The following is a 21,883-nucleotide window of genomic DNA, read 5'->3' as shown; positions in this document are numbered from 1 at the left end:
TGATCGATCAAAAGGATGTGGCCGACTCGATGACCCCTCAGACCACGCTCAACCAGCACTTGCCCTTCAAACAGCACTGCGCGTACGTCGAAGACCGCTCCCCCGGCACCGGCCGCCTCGCCCCGCGCGCGGCGTTCGCCTCCGACGCCGCGGTGCTGGGCCTGGACGGCCGGTGGCGGTTCCGGCTGGCCGCCGGGCTGCACGACACCACCGACGGCTTCCACGCCCCGGACTTCGACGACGCCGGCTGGGACCTCATCGCCGTCCCGTCGTGCTGGCAGCTGGACGGCGTGCCCGGTGAGCCGCGCTACGGCGCCCCGGCGTACACGAACGTCACCTACCCGATCCCCCTGAACCCGCCGCACGTCCCGCGCGAGAACCCGACCGGCGAGTACCGGTACGCCTTCGACGTGCCCGCCGACTTCCACGCCGACGGCGCGCGGCTGCGCTTCGAGGGCGTCGACTCCTGCTTCGCGGTCTGGCTGAACGGCACGCCGCTCGGCGACGGCAAGGGCTCGCGGCTGCCCACCGAGTTCGACGTCTCGGCGGTCCTGAACCCGGGGCGGCAGAACGTGATCGCGGTGCGCGTGCACCAGTGGTCGGCCGGCACCTACCTGGAAGACCAGGACATGTGGTGGCTGTCCGGGATCTTCCGGTCGGCGGCGATCCTGGAGCGGCCGCGCGACGGGATATCAGACTTCTTCGTCCACGCCGACTTCGACCCGGCGACCGGCGCCGGCACACTGCGCGTCGACGTCCACACTGCCGCCGGCGCGGCCCGGCTCACCGTCCCGGACCTCGGCATCGCCGACGCCGACCCGGCCGGCCCGTTCGTCATCGCGCACGTCGAGCCGTGGAGCGACGAGCGGCCGCGGCTGTACACCGGCGAGCTGGTCAGCGCCGGCGAGCGCGTCCCGGTCCGGATCGGCTTCCGCCGCGTCGAGACCGCCGACGGCGTCCTGCTGGCCAACGGCAAGCCGCTGAAGTTCCGCGGCGTGAACCGGCACGAGTGGCATCCGCTCACCGGCCGCACGCTGAGTCCGGAGACGATGCTGGAGGACGTGCTGCTGATGAAGCGGCACAACATCAACGCGGTCCGCACCTCGCACTACCCGCCGGACTCCCGCTTCCTGGACCTGTGCGACGAGTACGGCCTGTGGGTCGTCGACGAGTGCGACCTGGAGACCCACGGCTTCGCGCTGGCCGACTGGCGCGGCAACCCGGTCGCCGACCCGGAGTGGCGCGAGGCGCTGCTGGACCGCGCCGAGCGGATGGTCGAGCGGGACAAGAACCACCCGAGCGTGGTGATCTGGTCGCTGGGCAACGAGTGCGACAGCGGCGAGAACCTGGCCGCGATGGCCGCGTGGATCCGGGAGCGCGACCCGGACCGGCTGATCCACTACGAGGGCGACCGGGATTCCTCCTACGTGGACTTGTACTCGCGGATGTACTCGGACTACGACCACGTGGCCGCCACCGGCGTGTATCAGGAGCCGATGACGGTCGACCCGACCGTCGACGCGCACCGGCGGTCGCTGCCGTTCGTCCTCTGCGAGTTCGCGCACGCGATGGGCAACGGCCCCGGCGGCCTGCTGGAGTACCGCGACCTGTTCGAGTCCCATCCCCGGCTGGCCGGCGGGTTCGTCTGGGAGTGGATCGACCACGGCATCGCACAGGGCACGCACTACGCCTACGGCGGCGACTTCGGCGAGCGGGTGCACGACGGCAACTTCGTCGCCGACGGCCTGCTGTTCCCGGACCGCACGCCCTCGCCGGGCCTGCTGGAGTACGGCAAACTCTGCGAGCCGGTGCGCGTCGAGGGCGACGCGATCCGCAACCTGCACCACAGCCGGGACACCGGATACCTGCGCTGGAGCTGGCGGCTGGAGATCGACGGCGACCTCATCGCGCAGGACGAACTCCCGGTGCCGCCGATCCCGCCGGGGGCCACGTACCGCTTCCGGCATCCGGTGGAGCTGACGAAGGCCGCCGACGCCGCGGGCCCCGGCGAGCGCTGGCTCACCGTCGAGGCCGTGCTGGCCGCCGACGAGTCCTGGGCGCCGGCCGGGCATGTGGTGGCCTGGGGCCAGGTCGAGCTGGAGGACGCGCCGTTCAGCGACGCCGATCCGTTGGTGGACCAGGCCGTCGCGCTGGCCGCCGACGCGCTGCTGGCGGCCTCCACGCCCGGCGGCACGTCGTTCGGCAGCGCCACCATCGACCGCGGCGACGCGGCCGCGGACTACCTGACGCCGCAACGCCTCGGCGACACCGTCACGCTCGGCGCGGCGACCTTCGACGCCTCCTCCGGGGAGCTGCTGGGCCTGGCCGGGCTGGCGATCGAAGGCTTCGCGCTGGACCTGTGGCACGCCCCGATCGACAACGAGCGCTGGTCCTCCTTCACCGCACCGCCGTTGCTCCAGGCATGGCAGGCCGCCGGGCTGGACCGGCTGGTGCACGACGTGCGCGGCGTGGAGTGCGAGCCCGACGCCTTCACCGTCACGACCCGCGTCGGGCCGGTCGGCCTGGACCACCACCTGGAGGTCGCCTACATCTGGGCGGCGACCGACTCCCGGCTGAGCCTGACCGTGCACACCGCGCCGAACCGGCCGTGGCCGTGCCCGATCCCGCGCTTCGGGGTCTCCTTCCAGCTGCCCGGCGAGCTGGACACCGTGAGCTGGTACGGGCTCGGGCCCGGCGAGGCGTACCGGGACAGCCGGTCGGCGGTGCGCGTCGGCCAATATCAGAGCTCTGTCGCCGGCATGCAGACGCCCTACCTGTTCCCGCAGGAGAACGGCAACCGGCACCAGGTCCGCCGGGCCTCCTTGACCCGCGCGGACGGCACCGGCCTGCTGCTCTCCGGGGCCCCGCACTTCGACCTCGCCGTGCGGCCGTGGAGCACCGCGGCGCTGGAAGCCGCACGCCATCCCGACGAGCTGGTCCCCTCCGGGCGCCTGCACGTCCAGGTGGACCACGCCCACCACGGCGTCGGCAGCGCGTCCTGCGGCCACCCCCTGCAACCCCGTCACCGTCTGGAGGCCACGCCCGCCAGCTTCACGTTTACCCTGGAGGCGCTACAGTAGCGACACGAGACAACGTAGGCACCGGGCCCGGCGCCGTGTCGCCGGAAGGAACCGGACCGCCTTGAGCATGAGCACGCCCAGCGCGGGCGGGGAAGCACGCCGCCCGACGATGGCGGACGTGGCGCGGATCGCCGGCGTCAGCCTGAAGACCGTCTCGCGGGTGGTGAACAACGTCCCCACCGTGGACCCGCAGCTGGCGGTCAAGGTCAACGCCGCCGTCGCCGAGCTCGGCTTCCGCCGCAACGACATGGCCCGCAACCTGCGGGCCGGCAGCAGTTCGGCGACGGTGGGCCTGCTCATCGAGGATCTGGGGAACCCGTTCTACGCCGGGATAGCCGCGGCCGCCGCGCAGTACGCGCTGGACCGCGACACCCTGCTGATCACGGCCAGCTCCGAGGAGGACGCCGACCGCGAGCGCAAGCTCCTGCTGGAGCTGTGCGAGCGCCGGGTGGACGGGCTGCTGGTGGTCCCGGCCGCCGACGCCGACCACGTCTACCTGCGCCCGGAGATCGAGCGCGGCACGCCGATCGTGTTCCTGGACCGGCCGCCGCGCAACCTGCGCGCGGACACGGTGCTGATCGACAACGCGGCCGGGGCCCGCACGGCGATCGAGCACCTGGCCGCCGCCGGGCACACCCGGATCGGGGTGGTCGCGGACTGGCTGAGCATCTCCACCATGGCTGAACGGCTGGCAGCCGCGGAGAAGGCGCTGGAGCAGGCCGGGCTGCCCTACCGGCCGGACCTGATCAAGTACGGCGTGCACACCGTCGCCGACGCCACGGCCGCGGTGAACGCGATGCTCGACGGCCCCGAGCCGCCGACCGCGGTCTTCGCGCTGAACAACCGGCTGGTGCTCGGCGCGCTCAGCGCGCTGAACGGCCGGTCGACGAAGGTGGAGCTGGTCGGGTTCGACGATTTCGAGACCGCCGCGTTCGTACCGTGGCCGCTGACGGTGGTCTCCTACGACGTGCGCGAGATCGGGCGCATCGGCGCCCAGCTGCTGTTCGACCGGATCGCCGGGGACCGGTCGCGGCCCAAGACGATCGTGGTGCCGACCGAGCTGGTAGTGCGCAGCGCCGGCTGAGACCGGCACGGCGTAGCCGACGCGCGCACTCCCGATTAAATCAGACCTCGAATATACCTGCCGGCACTCCGCGCACTCCGGCTTCGACGGCGAAAACCGAGCCCGCCAAAGGCTCGCGAGCTGCGTCGGTACCTTCAAGGGCCGAAGTCACGTACAGTACACCGTCCGCGCCGAAGGCGCACGACGACGGCTGCGAGACCGGAAAACGCACGGTCGCGAGGTGTCTGCCGCGCGGATCGTATCGCCGCACTTCAGCGGCTCCCCAGACGGCGAGCCACAGGCAGCCGTCTTCGTCGACGCACAAACCGTCCGGGAGTCCGCCGCCGATGCGTATCAGCTCCCTGAGAGTCCCGAGGGCCCCGGTGCGCACGTCGAAGTCAGCGGCCAGCACCACGCGTCGCATGCTGTCGGCCAGGTAGAAGACACTGTCGTCGGGGCTCCAGCCCAGGCCGTTCGGCAGGGTCAGTCCTTCGACGACGGTCCGGACTCCGTGCCGCGGGCCCCAGCAGTGCAGCGCTCCGCGCGGCGGGGCCACCGCGCCGAGGCTCATCCCGATCCTCGTGATCTCGGTCGCTGGTCCGGGTTTCCGCAGATCAGCCTGCATCAGACGGCCCTGCGGGATGTCCACGAAGATCAGGCGCCCGGCCCCTTGCTCGACCACCGGCCCCTCTCCCACCTGAGCATCGCAGGGTGCGAATACCTGGGGACTGAACGTGGGAATGCGCTTTCCTTTCTTCGCTGAAGCTCTGGACAACGTTGTCTCAGCGTGACTACGCGCTGGCGGCGTACAAGCTGACGCCGGACGAGCCGATCGACCCGCCGCTGAGTGCGGACGACATGTGGACCAACTACCAGTACTTCCTCGACGCGGCGCTGCCGGTGGCGGAGGAAGTCGGGGTCAGGTTGAGTCTGCACCCTGATGATCCGCCGGTCGCCGAGCCGCTGGGCGGCGCGGCGCGGATCTTCACATCCCCGGCGGCGCTGGCCGAGGCTCGGGACCGGGCGCGCGGCAGCAGCGCGTGGGGGCTGACGCTGTGCACCGGGTCGGTGTCGGCGATGGCCGGGGCGGCGAACGTCACGGAGGTCATCGACCTGCTGGCGCCGAGCGGGCACATCGCGTACGTGCACTTCCGGGACGTGCGCGGGACGGTGCCGGCGTTCGCGGAGTGCTTCCTCGGGGAGGGGAACTTCCATCCGCCGAGCATCCTGGGGATCGTGGACGCGTTGGGGATCGGGGGTTAGGGCTCGCATCAAGGCTCGTTGCGGCTCGCTGCCGCGATTGCAGCTGCCGGTAAGTGGTTCCCGGACGTCGCCCTCGGGCTGGACGGCGTCCGGTCGCCGCTGTATCTATATCAGGGCCACCTGTGTTTCGAACATGCTTATCAGTATTCTGTTTCCAATTCCGCCTTGTCCCACGCGGCTTCGAAGACGGCGCGGTCCACCTCGGCCCGGCCCAGGACCGGGTCGTACAGGTCGTACGGCGGGTTGAGGGGCCAGTCGTCGGTCTTCACGCAGGAGCCGTCGGCATATTCGACGACCTGGCGGGTGCGGTAGCCGTCCTCCCCCAGTTCCGTGAGGTAGTACGCCTCGCCGTTCTCGGTGCCCTCGTCCCAAGCTTGGCGGACGTAGACCGTGCCCCGCCCGACGAGCGCGCCGAAGCCCTCCTGCCCGCGCTGCTCGTCCCGGGTGGCCTTCAGGCTGGTCAACGGGTTCTCGTCGGGGGCGTCGATGTCGACCTCCGCCAGCCCCCAGTCCGCGACCCGGTTGACGGTCTCGCTCGCCGTCACCACGACGACGTCCGCGACCCGCTCCATGATCTCCTTGGCGCTGCGGGCCGTGACCCACCACCACAGGCCCCCCATGCCGTAGTCGTGGCAGACGAGGTAGCGGTCCTTCTCGCCGTCGCGGTAGCCCTCCGGCGAGGGGTCGTCGACCGGGAGGCCGAGCTGTGCTCCGGCTTTCAAGGCTGCTTTGGCCTGGGCCGCGCCGGTCTCGTGCCAGTGTAGGAGCTCCGGGGCGCGGGCCAGGCCGGTCATGAAGCGGCGGTTGGTGCGTCCGTTGTCGGGGTCGGGGCCGATCGGTTCGTAGGCGATGATCGGCGCGGCGTAGCGGAGCTGGGCATACGGCTCGGGGCGCTTGGCGAACCACGTGACGACCTGGTGGCCCAGATAGACGGCGCGCTCGGTGTCGATGCGGATCTGGGACTCCTCCATCGCCTCGCGCGCGGCGGTCTTCAGCGGGTCGCCGCCGTCCTCCGGCTCCGGGCGGCCGCCGGGGAGGGTGTAGCGGCGGGGGTGCTGCGGGCCACGGTCCTGGATCAGGACCCGGCCGTCGTCGGGGTCGAGCGCCCAGACGTAGGCCTGCGTGACCGGCATGCCGGGCGGGACCGGCGCCTCGTGCCAGGTGATGTGCGGTTGTTCCTCGGGATGTTCCTCGGCGTCCATCGGTCCTCCATCCTCGGCTCGGAACCCCCATTGTCACCGGTGATCCGCCACCGGCCGGGGCGTTTCTGCCAAGCTCGGTGCATGGCGATCGACACCGGCCCGCGCTCGGCGCCCCGCAGCGTGCCGTCGAGGACCCGCGTGGTGTGGCGGTCGCTGGTCCCGTCGCTGGTCCGGGCCGCGCGCGCCTACCCGCGCCGCAACGCGATGACGGCCGCCTACCTGCTGGTCATCCTGGCCGGACTGCTGCTCTTGACGAAGATCCTCACCGGCCCGGCGGCCGACCACCTGAAGATCGCGATCAGCACCAACCCGCACAACATGGCACACGCCCCACTGACGGTCCTGCTGGCCAGCCCCTTGTTCGCGGCCACCGACAGCGGCCTGCTCTCCCACCTTCTGATCATCGCAGGCGGCGTCGGCATCTGCATGGCCGCGCTCGAACGCCGCCTCGGCCCCGCCCGCACCGCCGCCCTCTTCCTCCTGGCGAACACCGTCGCCACCGCCGTGGCCACCGGCGTCGCCGCCGCCGCGATCCACTCCGGCCGCTACCCCGCGAAGTGGTGGGACGGCTACGACTACGGCATCAGCTACGGCGTACTGGCGATCGCGGCGGCGGTGACCCCGCTGGTGCCGAAGGCCGTGCGGATCCCGTGGGCGGCAGGGGTGTTCGCGTACCCGTTCGTCAGCGCGCAGTGGTTCGGGCTGCTGCCGAACTTCGCGACGATCGGGCACGAGACGGCGGCGGCTTTCGGGCTGGCGGCAGGGTACTTCTTGCTGCGAAATGCCACTCCACCTGGATGACTCGGCTCGCCCCTGTCAGTGCCGTGGCGGAGCATGGACCCCATGCGCTTGCTCGATCTGGCCACCACGTCCACCGCGGTCGCCGAGACCTCGGCCCGCTCGGCCAAGATCGCGCTGCTCGCTGAGCGGCTGCGGACGGCCGGGCCCGAGGAGGTCACGGTCGCCGTCCACTACCTGTCCGGTGAGCTGCCGCAGCGGCAGATCGGCGTCGGCTGGGCCACGCTGCGCGACCTGCCCGCGCCGGTGGCCGGGGATGCGGCCGGGGCCGGGGAGCTGGAGGTGGCCGAGGTCGACCGGATCCTCGACGAGGTCGGCAGCACGTCCGGCGCGGGCTCGCAGGCGCGCCGCCGCGAGCTCCTGACCGCGTTGTTCGCCCGCGCCACCGCTGAGGAACAGTCCTTCCTGCGCCGCCTCCTCACCGGCGAGCTGCGGCAAGGGGCGCTGGACGGCGTCATGGCCGACGCGGTCGCGAAGGCCGCGGAGGTCCCGGCGGCCGAGGTGCGGCGCGCGGCGATGTTCGGCGGGGATCTGGCGGCGGCCGCGCGGACCGCGCTCCGGGACGGCGTGCCGGGGCTGCGCGAGGTCGGGCTGGTCGTCGGGCGGCCGATCCAGCCGATGCTGGCCGGGACGGCGGACGACGTCGCCGCGGCCCTGCAGAAGGCCGCCCCGGCGGCGCTGGAGTGGAAGCTCGACGGAATCAGGGTCCAGATCCACCGCGCCGGCGACCGCGTCCAGGTCTTCACCCGCAGCCTGGACGACATCACCGACCGGCTGCCGGAGGTGGTCGAGCTGGCCCGCGCGCTTCCGGTGACCTCGGCCGTGCTGGACGGCGAAGCGCTGGCCCTGGCCCCCGACGGCCGCCCGCGGCCGTTCCAGGAGACCGCGAGCCGCACCGGCAGCCGCCGCGACGTCGCCAAGCTCCGCGAGCAGATCCCGCTGACCGTCTTCCTCTTCGACCTGCTGCACCTCGACGGCCGCGACCTGATCGACCTGCCCTCCCACGAGCGCTCCGACCTGCTGGCCTCGATCGCCCCGCCGGACGGGCTGGCGCCGCGCCTGGTCACCGACGACCCGCAGGCCGCAGAGGCGTTCGCGAAGGACGCCCTGGACCGCGGGCACGAGGGCGTCGTCGTGAAGTCCCTCGACGCGCTCTACACCGCCGGCCGGCGCGGCTCGGGATGGCTGAAGGTCAAGCCGGTCCACACCCTCGACCTGGTGGTCGTCGCCGCCGAGTGGGGCCACGGCCGGCGCAGCGGGTGGCTGAGCAACCTCCACCTGGCCGCGCGCGACCCGGAGAGCGGCGAGTTCGTGATGCTGGGCAAGACGTTCAAGGGCATGACCGACGAACTGCTCGCCTGGCAGACCGAGCGGCTGCGCGCGTTGCAGACGTCCGCCGACGACTGGACCGTGCGCGTGCGGCCGGAGCTGGTGGTCGAGGTGGCGTTCGACGGGGTGCAGCGCAGTTCGCGGTATCCGGGCGGGGTCACGCTGCGGTTCGCGCGGGTGGTGCGGTACCGGGAGGACAAGCGGGCTCAGGATGCTGACACGATCGACGCGGTGCGGGCGATCGGGCAGGCCGCTCAGTAGACCCTCTTCAGCTCCCCGATAGCTCCTCGATGGCCCCCAATAGTAGCGCCAGCGATAGTATCCTGATCGAAAGTATCCGGATCGACGACTGGACGCACTCAGAGGAGCCGCCGTGACCCGTTTCGTGGGCAGAAGGCGCGAACTGGCCGCCCTCAACCAGGTCCTCTCCCAGGTCAGCGCCGGTGGCGCGGCGGGTCCGGCGGGGCGCTGCCTGGTCCTGCGCGGCCGCCGCCGGATCGGCAAGTCGGCGCTGGTCGAGGAGTTCGTGGGCGGCGCCGGCGTGCCGCACGTCTACTACACCGCGGAAATCGGCATCGGCGAGGAACCGCTGGCCGAGTTCGTGCGCGCGGTCAGCGCCTCCGACCTGCCCGAGGCCGACGTCTTCGGCGACGCCACGCCCGGCAACTGGGCCGCGGCGTTCCGGCAGCTGGCTGGCATCCTGCCCGACGACCGGCCGTCGGTGGTCGTGCTCGACGAGGTGCCGTACCTGATGGACGAGCAGGGCGCGTTCGAGAGCGTGCTCCAGCGCGCGTGGGACCGGGAGCTGTCGCGCAAACCGGTGCTCCTGCTGCTCATCGGCTCGGACCTGTCGATGATGGAAGCCCTCACCTCCTACGGCCGGCCCTTCCACCAGCGCGGCACCGAGCTGCCGATCGGGCCGCTCAACCCCGCCGACGTCGCCGCCATGACCGGCCTGGGCGAGGCCGACGCCTTCGACGCCGCGTTGACAACCGGCGGACTGCCGATGATCTGCGCGCGCTGGCGGCCCGGCGAGGACATGTGGTCATTCCTCACCCGCGAGCTGGCCGACCCCTTCAGCCCCCTGACCGCCTCCGCGCAGCTGTCGCTGGCCGCCGAGTTCCCAGACCAGGCGCAGGCGCGCGCCGTGCTGGCCGCGATCGGCTCGGGCGAGCGCACGTTCACGAACATCGCCCGCACCGCGGGCGGCATCGCGCACTCGACGCTGACCCGCGCCACCGAGGTCCTGACCGACAAGCGCGTGGTCGCCGCCGAACTACCGGTGTCGCTGGCGCCGTCGAAGGAGCGGCGCTACCGCATCACCGACTCATACCTGCGCTTCTGGTTCCGGTTCCTGGCCCCGCACCTGGCCGAGATCAACCGCATGCGCTCGGACCTGACGCTCGACCGCATCCGCGTCGGCTGGCCGAGCTGGCGGGGCCGCGCCGTGGAGCCGCTGGTGCGCGAGAGCCTGGCGCGGCTACTTCCAGCCGCGGGTCTGCCGGCGGCGCCGGTCGTGGGCGGCTACTGGACGCGGAGCAACGACGTCGAGATCGACATCGTCGGCGCCGATCGCGGTCCGGTCGCGCGTCGGCTGCTGTTCCTGGGCTCCATCAAGTGGCTCGACCACACCCCCTTCGACGCGCGCGATTTGCTTGCGCTGCAACGGCATCGCGACCGCGTGACCGACGATCCGGTGCCGCTGCTCGCGGTGTCGCGGACCGGTGCGGCAGCGAAGGGGCTGGACGCGGTGTTCGGGCCGGCGGACTTGTTGACGCCTTGGCAGGGCTGACAGGCCTGACCGCAGCATCGGGGCGTGCGCTGGTCGCGTGACCGGCGCACGCTCCGACGCGTCACCACATCAGCATGCTTGTACGTAGTAGACCGGGTTGAAGTCGTAGTTCGTGTTGGAGTCGCCTGGTGCGGACGCCGTGATGACGTTGTGGTTCTGGTCCTTGGTGTAGGCGTCGGTCCCACCGGAGTTGTCGTTGATGTAGGACCCTGCCGCGACCCAGTTCTGCAGAGCCCAGTCGCCGCCGTTGTACTTGCAGTGGTAGAAGGAGAACACGGTGCCGGTGTAGCCGGTGCCGGTGTAGATGCAGAAGTGGCCGCTGTAGCAGTCCGAGCCGTCGCCGGCCGCGCTGTTCCAGCAATCAGCGTTCGACGATGTGTCGCACTGGCTCATGCCGGTGACCGACGGACCGCTGCCGCCACCGCCGCCGGTCCACAGGTAGGTCACGGTGACCCAGCCGTTGTCGTTCAGGCCGATGTTGTAGAAGGTGCCGTCCGCGAGGTCGATGCCGGCCGGGTTGGAGACCGCGCGCCCGAACTCGTCGTGCCCGCCGTTGTAGCCGCTCTGGTACGCCGCCTGCGCCTCCGGCGTACCCTGCGGCAGGTCGGTGAACTCGGCGCGGCCGGCGTCCCAGTAGTCGTCGTGCGTGTTCCACGGGCCGATGTCCCACACCGGCGCCGTCTCGCAGGTGCTCGGCCCGCAGACCTGCACCGAGTAGTCGCCGGAACCGTTCGGCGACAGCGCCGACCCCGACGGCAGCGCCACGAAGTGGTCGCTGGGCTGGATCACGTGGCCGTTCGCGGTCGTGCCCCCGACCAGGCCCTCGCGCGTGGCATAGACCTGGTAGGAGACGGACATGGGAGCCAGCCGCGGCGCGACGGCGGGGGCGGCGCCGCTGTCAGCACTCAGCGAAAGCCCGGTGACGGCCGGAGCAGCGCCCTGCACGCTGTCCCGGAGCGTGATGCGCACCTGCACCTTGCCCACCGACTCCGCCAGACGCGTCGCACCGGTGGCCGCCGCAGACACCCACTGCGTCCACTTGCCGTTCTGGCCGAGGCCCCGAACGTCCACCTGCACGTCAGTGCCCGCCGGCCGACTCGCGGTCAGTGTCACGGCAACCTCATTCGCCGGCTTCGCGAGGCTGTGCGCAGGCAGGACGTCCTGCGCGTAGCCACGCGTATCGTGCGACGTCGTGGCGTGCACCCGCGCGTCCTTGACGGTGAGCGCCTTACCGGTCCAGACAACGTTGAAGTCGGAGGCCTGCACCCGGGCCAAGTCCTCGGTCCATCGCGTGCTACTCGAAGCCGCCTGCGCCGTACCAGCCATCGCACCCGTGGTAACGGTGGACACCGCGAGCACGGCCACGGCCGCTATCGCAGCTCTCTTATGCAGAGGGAGTCTCATGTCGTCCTTTCGTGGGGTCGTCTTGCGCGTGGGGTAGCGTGCCGTCAAGAGCCTGTGATGTGACTGACACAGTCAGTAGTGTCGCAAGGCTGCTCGATGATCGCAGTGCTCTGATTGCACAGCAGAGGCGGCCTGTCATAGGCAGGCACTGCCATGGAGGTTTACCCGACGCGGCGCGGACGGCCTGACTACTCGGGGCGGGAAGCGAGTTCGGGCTCGGGCGCGGACCAGCTGAGCCCGGCCACCGTCTGATCGAACTTCGCGATCGTCTGCTCGACGTCGAAGCCGTTGACGGCTTGCACGCTCAGATCAATCGACAACCATCGCGAGTCGTTCGGCACCGCGATGACGTACTCGATGCGCTTGGGCGTCGGCGGGCCATCGACATCAGTGCCCTTACCACCGCCGATGTTGGCCCGTGCATCCGCATCCGCCATGCTGTGGTCGATTCGCACCGCCGGACAGCCCGCGATCACGCCGGTACGCGCGCCGATCGCGTTCCTCGCCACACGCGTCACGACCTCGGTCGGGTCGGGGACGACCGACCCGGGGATCACCACCTCGGCGACCAGAACGGCCGCCCCCGGCATCGCCGCACCGCCGGGCTTCGGCGCGGGGACCAGGATGTCGATCCCACGCTTGGAGCGTGCCGCAGCGATCTGCGCCGCGAACTGCACTCCGATCAGGACCCTGGCTTGCTCAGCGGCCTCGACCGGGACCCCGTCGAACATGACGTCCAGGAAGGCTTTGACGTCCGTCTCAGCATGCTCATTCAGCCGAATCCGGTACCAATCCTGCCCGGGCGCGAGACGGTAAGTAATCGGGTCGCGCTCAGGGGTTACGGATTCCATGGACGCTTTTGTACACTCGTCCACCGTCACGCGTCGAGATCAACGACGTCCGCTGTTGCGTCGGCGACAGGCGTGCGGGGGATTCGGGGAGGGCTACTAGTGGTGCGCCCAAGCGGGTGGGATGTGTTGGGCCTGGACGGGGATCCGACGCCCGGCGTGGTGGAGGCGATTCAGGCCCTTGCGAAGGAGTTCGGGGACTTCTCCCACGACGTCGAGCAGGCCTGGTCGTCGCTGAAGTCGTTCGGCGGCGACGCCACCGCGCTGTCGTGGGTCGGGCAAACCGCGGACGCCTTCAAGAACACCTTCGGCCCCCTCCCCGGTCGTCTCCAGAAGCTGTACATCTCCTACGGCGAGGCCTCCGACGCCCTGTCCGCTTACTGGCCGAAGATGCAGGCCGCGCAGAACAAGGCCGACCTCGCCCTGCGCCAGGGCCAGGACGCCGAAGTCGACGTCAGCCGCGCCAACGGCACCGCCAACAACGCCGCCGCGGACCTGAAGACCGCCCAGGCCGGCACGGACCCGAAGGCCGCGGCCGACGCCCAGACAACCCACGACAACGCCCAGAAGGCCCTCACCGACGCCAAGGGCCGCCTCGCCGCCCTCACCGCCGCAGCCCACCAGGCCCACAACGACCTCGACGCCGCCGCCAAAGAGTGCGCCAAAGCCCTCCACCACGCCCAATCCGACGGCATCCACAACAAGCACTGGTGGCAGCACGTCGGCGAGGCCCTGTCCGACGTCGGCGGCAAGATCGCCGAATGGGCCAACGACATCGGCCAGATCGCCCAGATCCTCGCCCCCATCCTGAACGGCATCGCCCTCCTGACCGCCGAAGTCCCAGGCCTCGACGTCGTGACCGCCGGCCTCGCCGTCGCCGACGACTTCATCGCCGAGACAGCACCCGAGGTCGCCACGGCCGGACTCGCCATCAAAGCCGCCGGCGACGGCCTCCAGGGCCACTGGGACGACCTCGCCCACGACGCGGCGTACCTCGGAGCTTCCCGCATGGGCGGCAAGGGCGGAAAGGAAGGCGAGGACGGGGTTCCGCCGGGAGCGATGGCGGCTCACGACGGACGACAACCTGTCGGCGACGTCAATGACCCGGCCTTCGACCATGGCCCCCTCGGCGACGACTTCAAGCCCGGCGTCCACGATCCCGGCGGCCAGTTCAAGCCGCACGAGGTGCCGATCGCAGAAAGGCTGAAGCAGGAGGGCCACCGCGTCGACCAACGCCCCGAAGACCAGACGATTCAGGGCGACAAGAACCCCGACGCGATGGTGCGGAAGGCGCCCGACGATCCGGGGACGATCACGGAGTTCAAGAAGCTCAACAGCGGAAGCCTGAACGCCATCAAGCGTAATATGAACACCGCAAGTGGGCAGGTGCCGGCCGACGGCGAGGTGGTCATCGACGGCCGTGGCGTCGGACTGACGGAGGCGGACGCGCGGGCCGCGTACAACGGCGCCCTACACCAGAGCGGGTCGAAGGTCGCGAAAGTCATTCATGTCATCTTGGGCGATGACAGCATCATCTCATTCCCCAGGAGTGACGGTTAGATGGCTACTTTTGAAGAACTCTTCATTCGACGCAGCGGACCGCTCGAATCGGAGGCGCAAGCACTCGCCGACGCGCTCGGCATGACTCTGATCGAGCGGGAGGGCCGCGTCTTCATCCGTCGTACAGCCCTGGACGGCGTCGGCGAGGTCGGTGGCAGAGTGTACCGCAATGAGTTCGTCAATTCAGCGCCGGAAGACGATGCTCAGGCGTTCGACGGCTATGACACCGTCTTCGCGATCTGGACCACGGAAAGTTCCCTGGCCAAACAGGACTCGGAGGCGCGGCAGATCTTCCGCGAACTCATTCTCAAGCGCCCCGACACCGCGATGGTCCTGACCCACGACCTGGACCTCATCACGGCCGCATACCTCCCCGGCCGCGGCACTCACGAGTTCCCCGACAAGACGACCGTGGACGCCGACGACGAGCCCACCTGGCGGCCCTGGGTCGTGGGTCCGCCAACCGCGTGACGATGCGCCGACCACACCCTGAAAATCCAAGCCGCAACAAAAAATGCGGCACCGTCCCGAAAGACGGTGCCACATTCGAAAACAATCAACTCACGGACCCCGCGTGGACGCGGGTTCAATTCCCGCCTCACGCGACCACACGCGAGGGGGTGCGGGTGGCAGAGCCCCCGCTCGCGCCGCTTGCGCCGCAGTTAACTCAGTGTGGAGCCAGCGGGTCTTTAAAAGTAGTTGGCACGCCATCTCAATGACCTGCGACGGAGCCGCCTCCTGGCGATCCGCCCCCAACCTCACCGCGTATTCGCCGCACGGCGAAATCGCGGCGAAGCCCGCCCCGACGTTCGAGGCCGTGGCAACGAAACGCGCCATCGTGGCTGCAGACCCTGACCCGCAGCGAGGCGTTCGAGGTGAAGTGATTCGCCAGTTATTTTGACGCGCGCCAGCCGTGACCTCGGCGATATCGAGTCATACCTTGAGAGCGCTTGAGACTCTTTAGAGAGTCCACCACTGTGCCCGACGTTCTGAAGCACGACGCCTAGGCCAGTCCCGACGTCGACGAGATCTGGTATGACTCGCACGGTGCTGCTAATGTCACACCGCGTGGCGGGCTCGCGCGATGCCTAGCCAAGGCAGCTTCGACTTAACTCTCATCTTCAGGAACGGGTCGATCAGTGGACGCGGGGATTCAGGATCTGCCGGAGTTCTGGCGTGCCGCGCCGCGTCGGTGGGGGCATTCGCTGCATAGCCTGTGCAGCTACTTCGCCATGTTCCCACCACAGCTCGCGCACTTCTTCATCGACTGGCTCACGCAGCCGGGTGATGCTGTCTATGACCCATTCGCCGGACGCGGAACCGTCTGCCTGGAAGCGGCTCTACAGGGACGGCTGGGTTACGGCAGCGACGCGAATCCCATGGCGGTGGTGCTGACTCAAGCGAAGATCCACGTGCCGAGCCGCCGAGCTTTGTTTGCGCGACTTTCCAAACTTGAATCGGGATATGCGTCGTCGACTGTGTCGGCTAACGATGTTCCTGACACCATCGCCATGCTGTACAGCGAACAGACACTCAAGCAATTGAACTGGTTACGCAACGAGCTGGACCGCGCGCGCGACGTCGACTGCTTCCTCATCGCCACCATCCTCGGGATGCTCCACGCCAACCACAACAAGTCCGGCCCCCAAGGCTTCTCCATCAGCATGCCGAACACGTTTGCCATGGCACCCGGGTATGTCGCCAGGTATATCGACGAACACAGACTCCAGGCGCCAGAGGTCGATGTATTCGCCATGCTAAGGACCCGCCTTGCGCGTCTCGATCTACCGGCCGTGAAGCTGGAAGCAGGACGAAGCTGGGCTCACGACGCAACTGCATCCCCGCCGCCCTGGCTCATCAGGCGCCGCCCCAAATTGATCTTCACTTCACCGCCGTACCTCCAGGTGATCAAGTACGGCAAGTACAACTGGGTTCGGCTGTGGTTCCTGGGTGAGACGTCAGCGGCGGTCGATCAGAAGCTCATGGCGTCGGCATCGCTTCAGCGCTACATCGAGTTCATGACGTCCGTGTCTGCCAATCTGCGGCGCATTGTTGCCGAGGACGGATACGCCTGCCTTGTGATCGGCGATGTCCGGCGCGGTGACGAGGACCTAAACCTTGCACAAGCTGTATGGGACGGCGTGCTTCGAGAGCAGGGATGGTACCTGCACGGGATCATCGCCGACGAGATCCCCCAGGACCGAAAAGTCAGCCGCATTTGGAAGCACAACAGCGGCCGGGCCACCAAAGTCGACCGGATGCTCCTGCTGAGCCCCAACGAGCAGCGGCTTCCGGACGTTGTCCCGCCATCGTGGGGTCGGTCCACGTTCGCTGACATCCGCAAGTAGACACCTGACGCAGGGGGGAAGACCCGGTGGAGATGCAGTCTATTTTCGAGGAACTCAAGCAGCTGGCCAGCGTCGACCTGTTCGTCGAGAGCCGCAAGGACGATGCGTTTGTCGGACGGCCCTTCTACCTCGACTTCGACCGCCTGCGGCTGATGAGCAACGACAAGTGGAAGCACAGTGTCGGCGGCGTTCCCGCTGGCGCGTTCTTGCTGGCCCTGTACAACGGCGAGCCGGGCATCGACGAGGCGATATTGCTGCGCGTGCTGCGTCCCACCAAGCTCCCGACCGATGACGACATGGTCATGGCCATGGTCGATCACTACAAAGAAGCTCCCCGCGAAGATGGGGGCGCTCCCCTAGATTCCTACACCCGCGCAGAGTTCCAGTTCTCCGGCCTAGAGTGCCGGGTGATCGGCACGTTCTACCGGGATACGAACCGTGCGACGCGGTTTGCCGGCGATCTGGACAACTTCTACGCGCCGCACAACTACCGTGTCGTCAAGCCGAGCGGCAAGGTCTTGGAGTACATCGTCAACTTCCGCGAGGACGGCATCCCCGGCGGGAAGGGCGACGAGCGCATCGGCCGGGTCCGTTACAGCTCGAGCCTCCGTCACCACGGTGGTGACGAGGTCCCCGTCTATGTTTCCGCGCTCGACTTCCTCGGCAAGCGAACGGCGCTGTTCGGAATGACCCGTACCGGGAAGTCGAACTCCGTGAAGAAGATCATCCAGGCGACTGTCAAGATCGGCGGATCCGGCGTCAAGATCAAGGACGAGACGCTCCTGACGGTGGGTCAGATCATTTTTGATATCAATGGAGAGTACGCGAACGCCAACCAGCAGGATGAGGGGACGGCGATTTACGAGCAGTACCCGCTGGACGTAACTCGCTACAGCGTCCTGGAGAAGACCGGCTTCAAGGTCATGAAGCTGAACTTCTACGAGTCTGTCGTCGAGGGACACAGCCTACTTGCGAGCCTGCTGGGCGACGACACGAGCACCTATACACGTGCCTTCTGCTCGATCGACTGGACCGAGCCGGACGCCACCGATTTCTCGGCGACAACCCGACACGCAGTGATGAAGGCGGCGTATCTCGCGTGCCTGAAGAGCGCCGGCTACGGTGACGGCGGCATCAAGGTCAAGTTCTCCTCGAACAAGACAATCATGGAGAGTGGCATCCCCGGGCTTGGCGGCGTCGATCCCAGCAAGGGAATCACCCTCGACGACGCGATCACCTGGTTCAGTGCCGCCTGGGCAAACTACGACGACCAGAATGGGCCGTTCCAGGCGCTCAAGCGCGAGAAGAAGGGGCGCGACTGGGCTGATGAGGACACGCAGACGCTGATGCGTTTCCTCACCCGCCGAGCCAAACCCGGCGGGGCTCCGAACGAGGCCGGCTACCGCAAGCTCATCAAACACCGCGACCTTCACACGTCCAGCATCGCCAAGCCGTTCGAAGACGAGATCATCGAGCTCCTGCGCGCCGGAAAGATCGTCATCCTGGACCTTTCGCAAGGCGATCCCCAGATCCAGCGGACGTACTCGGACCGGGTCTCCCGCAAGATCTTCGTCGAGGCGATGGACCGGTTCATCAAGAACCAGCAGACCAACTTCATCCAGATGTACTTCGAGGAGGCCCACAACCTCTTCCCGCGCAAGGACGACAAGGACCTCACCCAGATCTACAACCGCCTGGCCAAGGAAGGCCAGAAGCTGCGGATCGGACTGTGCTACGCGACCCAGGAAGTCAGCTCCATCTCCAGCAGCATCCTGAAGAACACCCAGAACTGGTTCGTATCCCACCTCAACAACCGGGACGAGCTGCGCGAGCTGGACAAGTACTACGACTTCGAAGACTTTACCGACAGCCTGCGCCGGACGATCGACAAGGGCTTCATCCGGCTCAAGACCGACTCGAACACGTTCATAGTGCCGATCCAGGTCGACCCGTTCAAGGTGATGGGAAGCTGACGGTGTCCTACTCCAGCGTGCGTGGCCGCAAACCAATGGAACGCGCCAGCAAGATCTCACACGCGAACATCATCGCGTCGCCGCAGGTCCAGGCACTCATCGCGGAATGCAGCGTTCCGCGCGCGGCCGACACCCAGACCGTGCAAGACCAACTAGTCACGGTCGGGCTCCCGGAATGCATGCCAATCAGGCATGTGGTGGCGGTCGACGGCAGCTTCCGTGAAGCCGTCGTGCGGCAGGAGTTCCCATCGGCCGCCATCACGTTCTTCGCCTTCGGGCCGCTCATATTCCGACTCGACGACCTCCGTGCGCTCGATGAGGAACCGTTTATCGCTCCTGAGGACCTCGCCAAGCTCAAGAAAATCGAGCGCTTCCAACTGGCAGCACCCACACACAATATCTCCCGCCGGGGCCTGAGCCTCCAGGGTTCCTTCCGGCTCACAGTTCACGAGTTCCTGAAAGGGCACCCCGACGGCGAGCGCACACTCTACGACACGCTGCGCTGGCTGCTCTTCCGACGCTGGATCGATGCTCCGGCGAAGGCCCGACGACTTCGCCGGTGCCCGAATGCGCCCATCACTGGCTGCGACTACGACGGCCTCACTCTCAGACATGACTCGCCGATCCACCAGCAGTGCCCGCATTGCGAAGGCCCGGTCTACCTCGCCGACGTCCTTCGACTCCACGAACTGATCGACGAGGAGCAAGGTGCAAGCCGCACCACATCATTCCTCATGTCAGTGCTGGAAACACTCGCCCTCGTCAACGTCATCCACACGCTGTGGGAGATGAAGCCAATCCTGCTGCGCGAGTTCCTGTTCATCAAAGATGGCCCGCTCGCCCTGTTCGGCCAGGTCGCCGACCTCAGCGACCCGCTACGCGAACTCGCGGACTTCCTCGCGGCCTTTCCCGACCCGGCCGACCAAACTAAGCGCCTGCCGCTGCTAAACATCGTGGGTCTCGAAAAGAGCGGCGCGTTCGTGGAACATGCGATGCACATCGAGAAAACGCTCGACGAGGCCATGGACGCGGCCCTCGCCGACGGCCCGATCGCCGGCGTCGCACTCCCGCTTTCGAACGACTACATCTACAAGTACATCGTCCCCGGCGACCCCGGCTCGACCATCACCTACGGTCAGAACACTTACTGGGGCGGAAAGATCATCTTCAAGGCCGCAGACCGCAGCACCTACGTGGCCACGGTGCCGACCCGGGGAGGACACAACCCCGCGCCCAGCTTGTGGGACTATCTGTGCGTCGAGAACGTCTTCGCTGTGCTCGCCGAGCTACGATGCTCCATGTACGACAACGCACTCATCCCGGTTGCTCTGGCTAACCGTCTGGTCTCGCTGTCCGAGGTACCCAGCACCCGCATCCTCGAGAGCTTCGCCCGTGACACGATGCGGCGGTGAGGCTTCCCTGCATCTAGTCCTTTCGCTGTCTACCAGAGCCCGTTCGGTAGGTCGTGGACACAACACCAGTCCCAGGTGAACGGCCGCTGCGCGGCGCGGCCCACGAGGAGTTTGTGATCCTGATACTCCGGATTGATGTGGCGTCCAAGAACGAGGACCGCGACGTGCGTGGCGCCAGCGGCCTTCAACGTCGCCGCGGCGGCCTGCGCGTGAACGCCCTTCGTCCACGTATCGTCGATCAGCAAGACCGAAGCGCCCTTGACCGACTTTTCGCGCATCCGGTACCGATCCACGACGACCTCGTGATCGCGTTCCTTGCTGTTCGCATTCGTCGCTTCCAGCAGGTCGACGTAGCGGCTCCTCGCCGGCTCAACCCACGTCGCAGCCATGCGTCGCAGGGGGTGTTCGCCAATCCTCCCACTGCCGCTCGGGACCGTCGTCACCGCCTGAAACGCTGCGGCCTCCACGCCCGCCGCGCGTGCGACGCAGGCTTCATGCTCGGTCAAGAACCGCCAGAGAACGCATGCGAGTCGAGCACCGATCAACAAGGCCGTCCGAGAATCGCGGCCGTCCTTGTAGTTGTGAAGTTCGTGAGCGTATTGCTGGCCCTTCACGGACATGCCGATCGGAACGACGACGTCCGCCGCGAGTTGCCCGAACTTGCCGCGGTTCTCTTTGCAGGCCCAACAGAGGCTATAGCCGGTGACCCAGGTGTGACACACGCCGCACACACCGTCGGCGAGGCCAGGCGGATGGATCAGGATCTTATTGGTGTACTGGTCGCTGACCTGCTGGACACTGACCACGGCCGCCCCTGTCCTCCCCGTTCTATGTCCAGACCAACTCGTCAGGTGCCGGGAAGAGCCCATCCAGCCCCTGGAACACCTCTTCGGCCGACTCCACGACCGTCGCGTTCGGTCGCTGTGCGTATTCTCTCGCCCATTCGTGCATCAGCAAGGACTTCATCAGGAAGACGTGCCGACCGTGCTCCAGCGCCAGCCGTGCCTGCATCCGAGCGCCGCTCTGGTACGCGGCTTCGATAACCACTGTTGCGAGCGCGTAGCCGCTCATCACGGCGTTGCGCATCGGAAAAGACTGCTTCGTCGGCGGAGCATCGGGCCAGAACTGGGACAGCACCAGGCCCTTGTGAACGATCTCACGCTGAAGCTCGGCGTTCTGTGCGGGGTAGGAGCGGCGGATACCGGTCCCGATGACTGCAACGGTCCGTCCGCCAGCATCCAGACAAGCTCGGTGTGCCGCAGCGTCGATCCCCTTGGCCAGACCGCTCACCACGGTTACGCCGCGCTGTGCCAGGCCTTCGGCGATCGCTGACGCCTGACTCAGGCCGCGTGGCGAGGGCTCGCGAGTCCCGACTACGGCGACGGCAAGGTCGTCCGGTGCCAGAGTCCCGTTGGCGAACAGAAACGGCGGACGCTGGTGGACCATTCGCAGCCGGGCTGGGTAATCGGCGTCCAGGAGTGTGAGGAATCCGAACCCCTTACCCCGCCACTTCGTGATCTCGTCTTCGATATCCGACAGGTCAAACTGTTCCTCAAGCTCGAACAGAGCATCCTGGCCGTCTGGCTCGTCCTTCAAAACCCGCGTCGCTGACCCTGCGCGTTCGACGGCTCCAGCGATCTCCTGCCAGTTCCTTCCGCCACGACGGAGCAGGGCGATCAACGCCGCTTGTTCCCGCAGGTCGGTGGACATCGAGGCGATCCTTCGTAGTCGGGTTCTCCGGTCAACTGTAATGCGATGCGCTGGGCTGTGGGCTGTTATGTCGGAGTTCGTCGGGACGGTTCGTGGCTGGT

Annotated in this window: 17 protein-coding genes; 11 read left to right on the top strand and 6 right to left on the bottom strand. The window is 68.0% G+C overall.

Features of this window, described 5'->3' with window-relative positions; genetic code table 11:
• Window positions 1-29: 29 nt before the first annotated feature.
• The gene (locus GWK61_RS03745) at window positions 30-3,080 is read left to right on the top strand and encodes a glycoside hydrolase family 2 TIM barrel-domain containing protein (RefSeq protein ID WP_194904917.1); all 3,051 of its coding nucleotides are present in this window, start codon (window positions 30-32) and stop codon (window positions 3,078-3,080) included.
• 67 nt (window positions 3,081-3,147) lie between these two features.
• The gene (locus GWK61_RS03740) at window positions 3,148-4,164 is read left to right on the top strand and encodes a LacI family DNA-binding transcriptional regulator (RefSeq protein ID WP_228561689.1); all 1,017 of its coding nucleotides are present in this window, start codon (window positions 3,148-3,150) and stop codon (window positions 4,162-4,164) included.
• 40 nt (window positions 4,165-4,204) lie between these two features.
• Here GWK61_RS03740 and GWK61_RS03735 read toward each other — a convergent pair whose 3' ends face one another.
• Window positions 4,205-4,825 carry an SMP-30/gluconolactonase/LRE family protein gene (locus GWK61_RS03735; protein WP_194904915.1) on the bottom strand — a complete coding sequence of 207 codons (621 nt, stop codon included), beginning with the start codon at window positions 4,823-4,825 and terminating at the stop codon, window positions 4,205-4,207.
• 95 nt (window positions 4,826-4,920) lie between these two features.
• On the opposite strand from GWK61_RS03735, the gene GWK61_RS03730 reads away from it, so the two are divergent.
• Complete coding sequence (locus tag GWK61_RS03730) at window positions 4,921-5,406, top strand: mannonate dehydratase (protein WP_228561688.1); 486 nt, start codon at window positions 4,921-4,923, stop codon at window positions 5,404-5,406.
• Between the two features lie 140 nt (window positions 5,407-5,546).
• Here the strand turns inward: GWK61_RS03730 and GWK61_RS03725 are convergent, their stop codons facing one another.
• Entirely contained in the window at window positions 5,547-6,608 is a 1,062-nt protein-coding gene (locus GWK61_RS03725) for an NUDIX hydrolase (RefSeq protein ID WP_194904913.1), read from the bottom strand.
• 81 nt (window positions 6,609-6,689) lie between these two features.
• Here GWK61_RS03725 and GWK61_RS03720 point away from each other — a divergent pair, with 81 nt between their 5' ends.
• The 3 genes from GWK61_RS03720 to GWK61_RS03710 all read left to right on the top strand — a co-directional run bounded on the left by GWK61_RS03720 (window position 6,690) and on the right by GWK61_RS03710 (window position 10,527).
• Window positions 6,690-7,409: a rhomboid-like protein gene (locus GWK61_RS03720; protein WP_194904911.1), complete on the top strand. Its 720-nt coding sequence runs from the start codon at window positions 6,690-6,692 to the stop codon at window positions 7,407-7,409.
• 42 nt (window positions 7,410-7,451) lie between these two features.
• Window positions 7,452-8,996, top strand: coding sequence for an ATP-dependent DNA ligase (locus GWK61_RS03715; RefSeq protein WP_194904909.1), 1,545 nt, complete (start codon window positions 7,452-7,454; stop codon window positions 8,994-8,996).
• Window positions 8,997-9,108: 112 nt separating this feature from the next.
• Window positions 9,109-10,527 carry an ATP-binding protein gene (locus tag GWK61_RS03710; RefSeq protein ID WP_194904907.1) on the top strand — a complete coding sequence of 473 codons (1,419 nt, stop codon included), beginning with the start codon at window positions 9,109-9,111 and terminating at the stop codon, window positions 10,525-10,527.
• Between the two features lie 69 nt (window positions 10,528-10,596).
• Here GWK61_RS03710 and GWK61_RS03705 read toward each other — a convergent pair whose 3' ends face one another.
• Window positions 10,597-11,853 (bottom strand): DUF8814 domain-containing protein, encoded by a 1,257-nt coding sequence (locus GWK61_RS03705; RefSeq protein ID WP_194904905.1) that lies wholly within the window; start codon window positions 11,851-11,853, stop codon window positions 10,597-10,599.
• Window positions 11,854-12,119: 266 nt separating this feature from the next.
• Window positions 12,120-12,812 carry a hypothetical protein gene (locus tag GWK61_RS03700; RefSeq protein WP_194904903.1) on the bottom strand — a complete coding sequence of 231 codons (693 nt, stop codon included), beginning with the start codon at window positions 12,810-12,812 and terminating at the stop codon, window positions 12,120-12,122.
• Window positions 12,813-12,884: 72 nt separating this feature from the next.
• Here GWK61_RS03700 and GWK61_RS03695 point away from each other — a divergent pair, with 72 nt between their 5' ends.
• From GWK61_RS03695 to GWK61_RS03675, 5 genes are all read left to right on the top strand, one after another.
• The gene (locus GWK61_RS03695; RefSeq protein ID WP_194904901.1) at window positions 12,885-14,339 is read left to right on the top strand and encodes a putative T7SS-secreted protein; all 1,455 of its coding nucleotides are present in this window, start codon (window positions 12,885-12,887) and stop codon (window positions 14,337-14,339) included.
• On the top strand, window positions 14,340-14,810 hold the full coding sequence (locus GWK61_RS03690; RefSeq protein WP_194904900.1) for a hypothetical protein: 471 nt from the start codon (window positions 14,340-14,342) through the stop codon (window positions 14,808-14,810).
• Between the two features lie 668 nt (window positions 14,811-15,478).
• On the top strand, window positions 15,479-16,687 hold the full coding sequence (locus tag GWK61_RS03685; RefSeq protein WP_194904898.1) for a DNA methyltransferase: 1,209 nt from the start codon (window positions 15,479-15,481) through the stop codon (window positions 16,685-16,687).
• Between the two features lie 32 nt (window positions 16,688-16,719).
• Complete coding sequence (locus tag GWK61_RS03680; RefSeq protein WP_194905021.1) at window positions 16,720-18,660, top strand: ATP-binding protein; 1,941 nt, start codon at window positions 16,720-16,722, stop codon at window positions 18,658-18,660.
• A gap of 2 nt (window positions 18,661-18,662) precedes the next feature.
• Complete coding sequence (locus GWK61_RS03675) at window positions 18,663-20,072, top strand: DNA double-strand break repair nuclease NurA (RefSeq protein WP_194904896.1); 1,410 nt, start codon at window positions 18,663-18,665, stop codon at window positions 20,070-20,072.
• 29 nt (window positions 20,073-20,101) lie between these two features.
• On the opposite strand, the gene GWK61_RS03670 is transcribed toward GWK61_RS03675, so the two are convergent.
• Entirely contained in the window at window positions 20,102-20,878 is a 777-nt protein-coding gene (locus GWK61_RS03670; protein WP_228561687.1) for a hypothetical protein, read from the bottom strand.
• 22 nt (window positions 20,879-20,900) lie between these two features.
• Entirely contained in the window at window positions 20,901-21,782 is an 882-nt protein-coding gene (locus GWK61_RS03665) for a DNA-processing protein DprA (protein ID WP_194904894.1), read from the bottom strand.
• Window positions 21,783-21,883: the final 101 nt, after the last annotated feature.

It is taken from the genome of Catenulispora rubra (genome assembly GCF_015356825.1).
Lineage (GTDB): Bacteria > Actinomycetota > Actinomycetes > Streptomycetales > Catenulisporaceae > Catenulispora > Catenulispora rubra.
This window is presented reverse-complemented; position numbering and strand designations above follow the sequence as displayed.

Excerpts from the sequence above, each read along its gene's own strand:
- GWK61_RS03745 (WP_194904917.1), top strand. The coding sequence starts at position 30 with ATGACCCCTCAGACCACGCTCAACCAGCACTTGCCCTTCAAACAGCAC.
- GWK61_RS03740 (WP_228561689.1), top strand. The coding sequence starts at position 3,148 with ATGAGCACGCCCAGCGCGGGCGGGGAAGCACGCCGCCCGACGATGGCG.
- GWK61_RS03725 (WP_194904913.1), bottom strand. The coding sequence starts at position 6,608 with ATGGACGCCGAGGAACATCCCGAGGAACAACCGCACATCACCTGGCAC.
- GWK61_RS03720 (WP_194904911.1), top strand. The coding sequence starts at position 6,690 with ATGGCGATCGACACCGGCCCGCGCTCGGCGCCCCGCAGCGTGCCGTCG.
- GWK61_RS03715 (WP_194904909.1), top strand. The coding sequence starts at position 7,452 with ATGCGCTTGCTCGATCTGGCCACCACGTCCACCGCGGTCGCCGAGACC.
- GWK61_RS03705 (WP_194904905.1), bottom strand. The coding sequence starts at position 11,853 with ATGGCTGGTACGGCGCAGGCGGCTTCGAGTAGCACGCGATGGACCGAG.
- GWK61_RS03690 (WP_194904900.1), top strand. The coding sequence starts at position 14,340 with ATGGCTACTTTTGAAGAACTCTTCATTCGACGCAGCGGACCGCTCGAA.
- GWK61_RS03680 (WP_194905021.1), top strand. The coding sequence starts at position 16,720 with ATGCAGTCTATTTTCGAGGAACTCAAGCAGCTGGCCAGCGTCGACCTG.
- GWK61_RS03665 (WP_194904894.1), bottom strand. The coding sequence starts at position 21,782 with ATGTCCACCGACCTGCGGGAACAAGCGGCGTTGATCGCCCTGCTCCGT.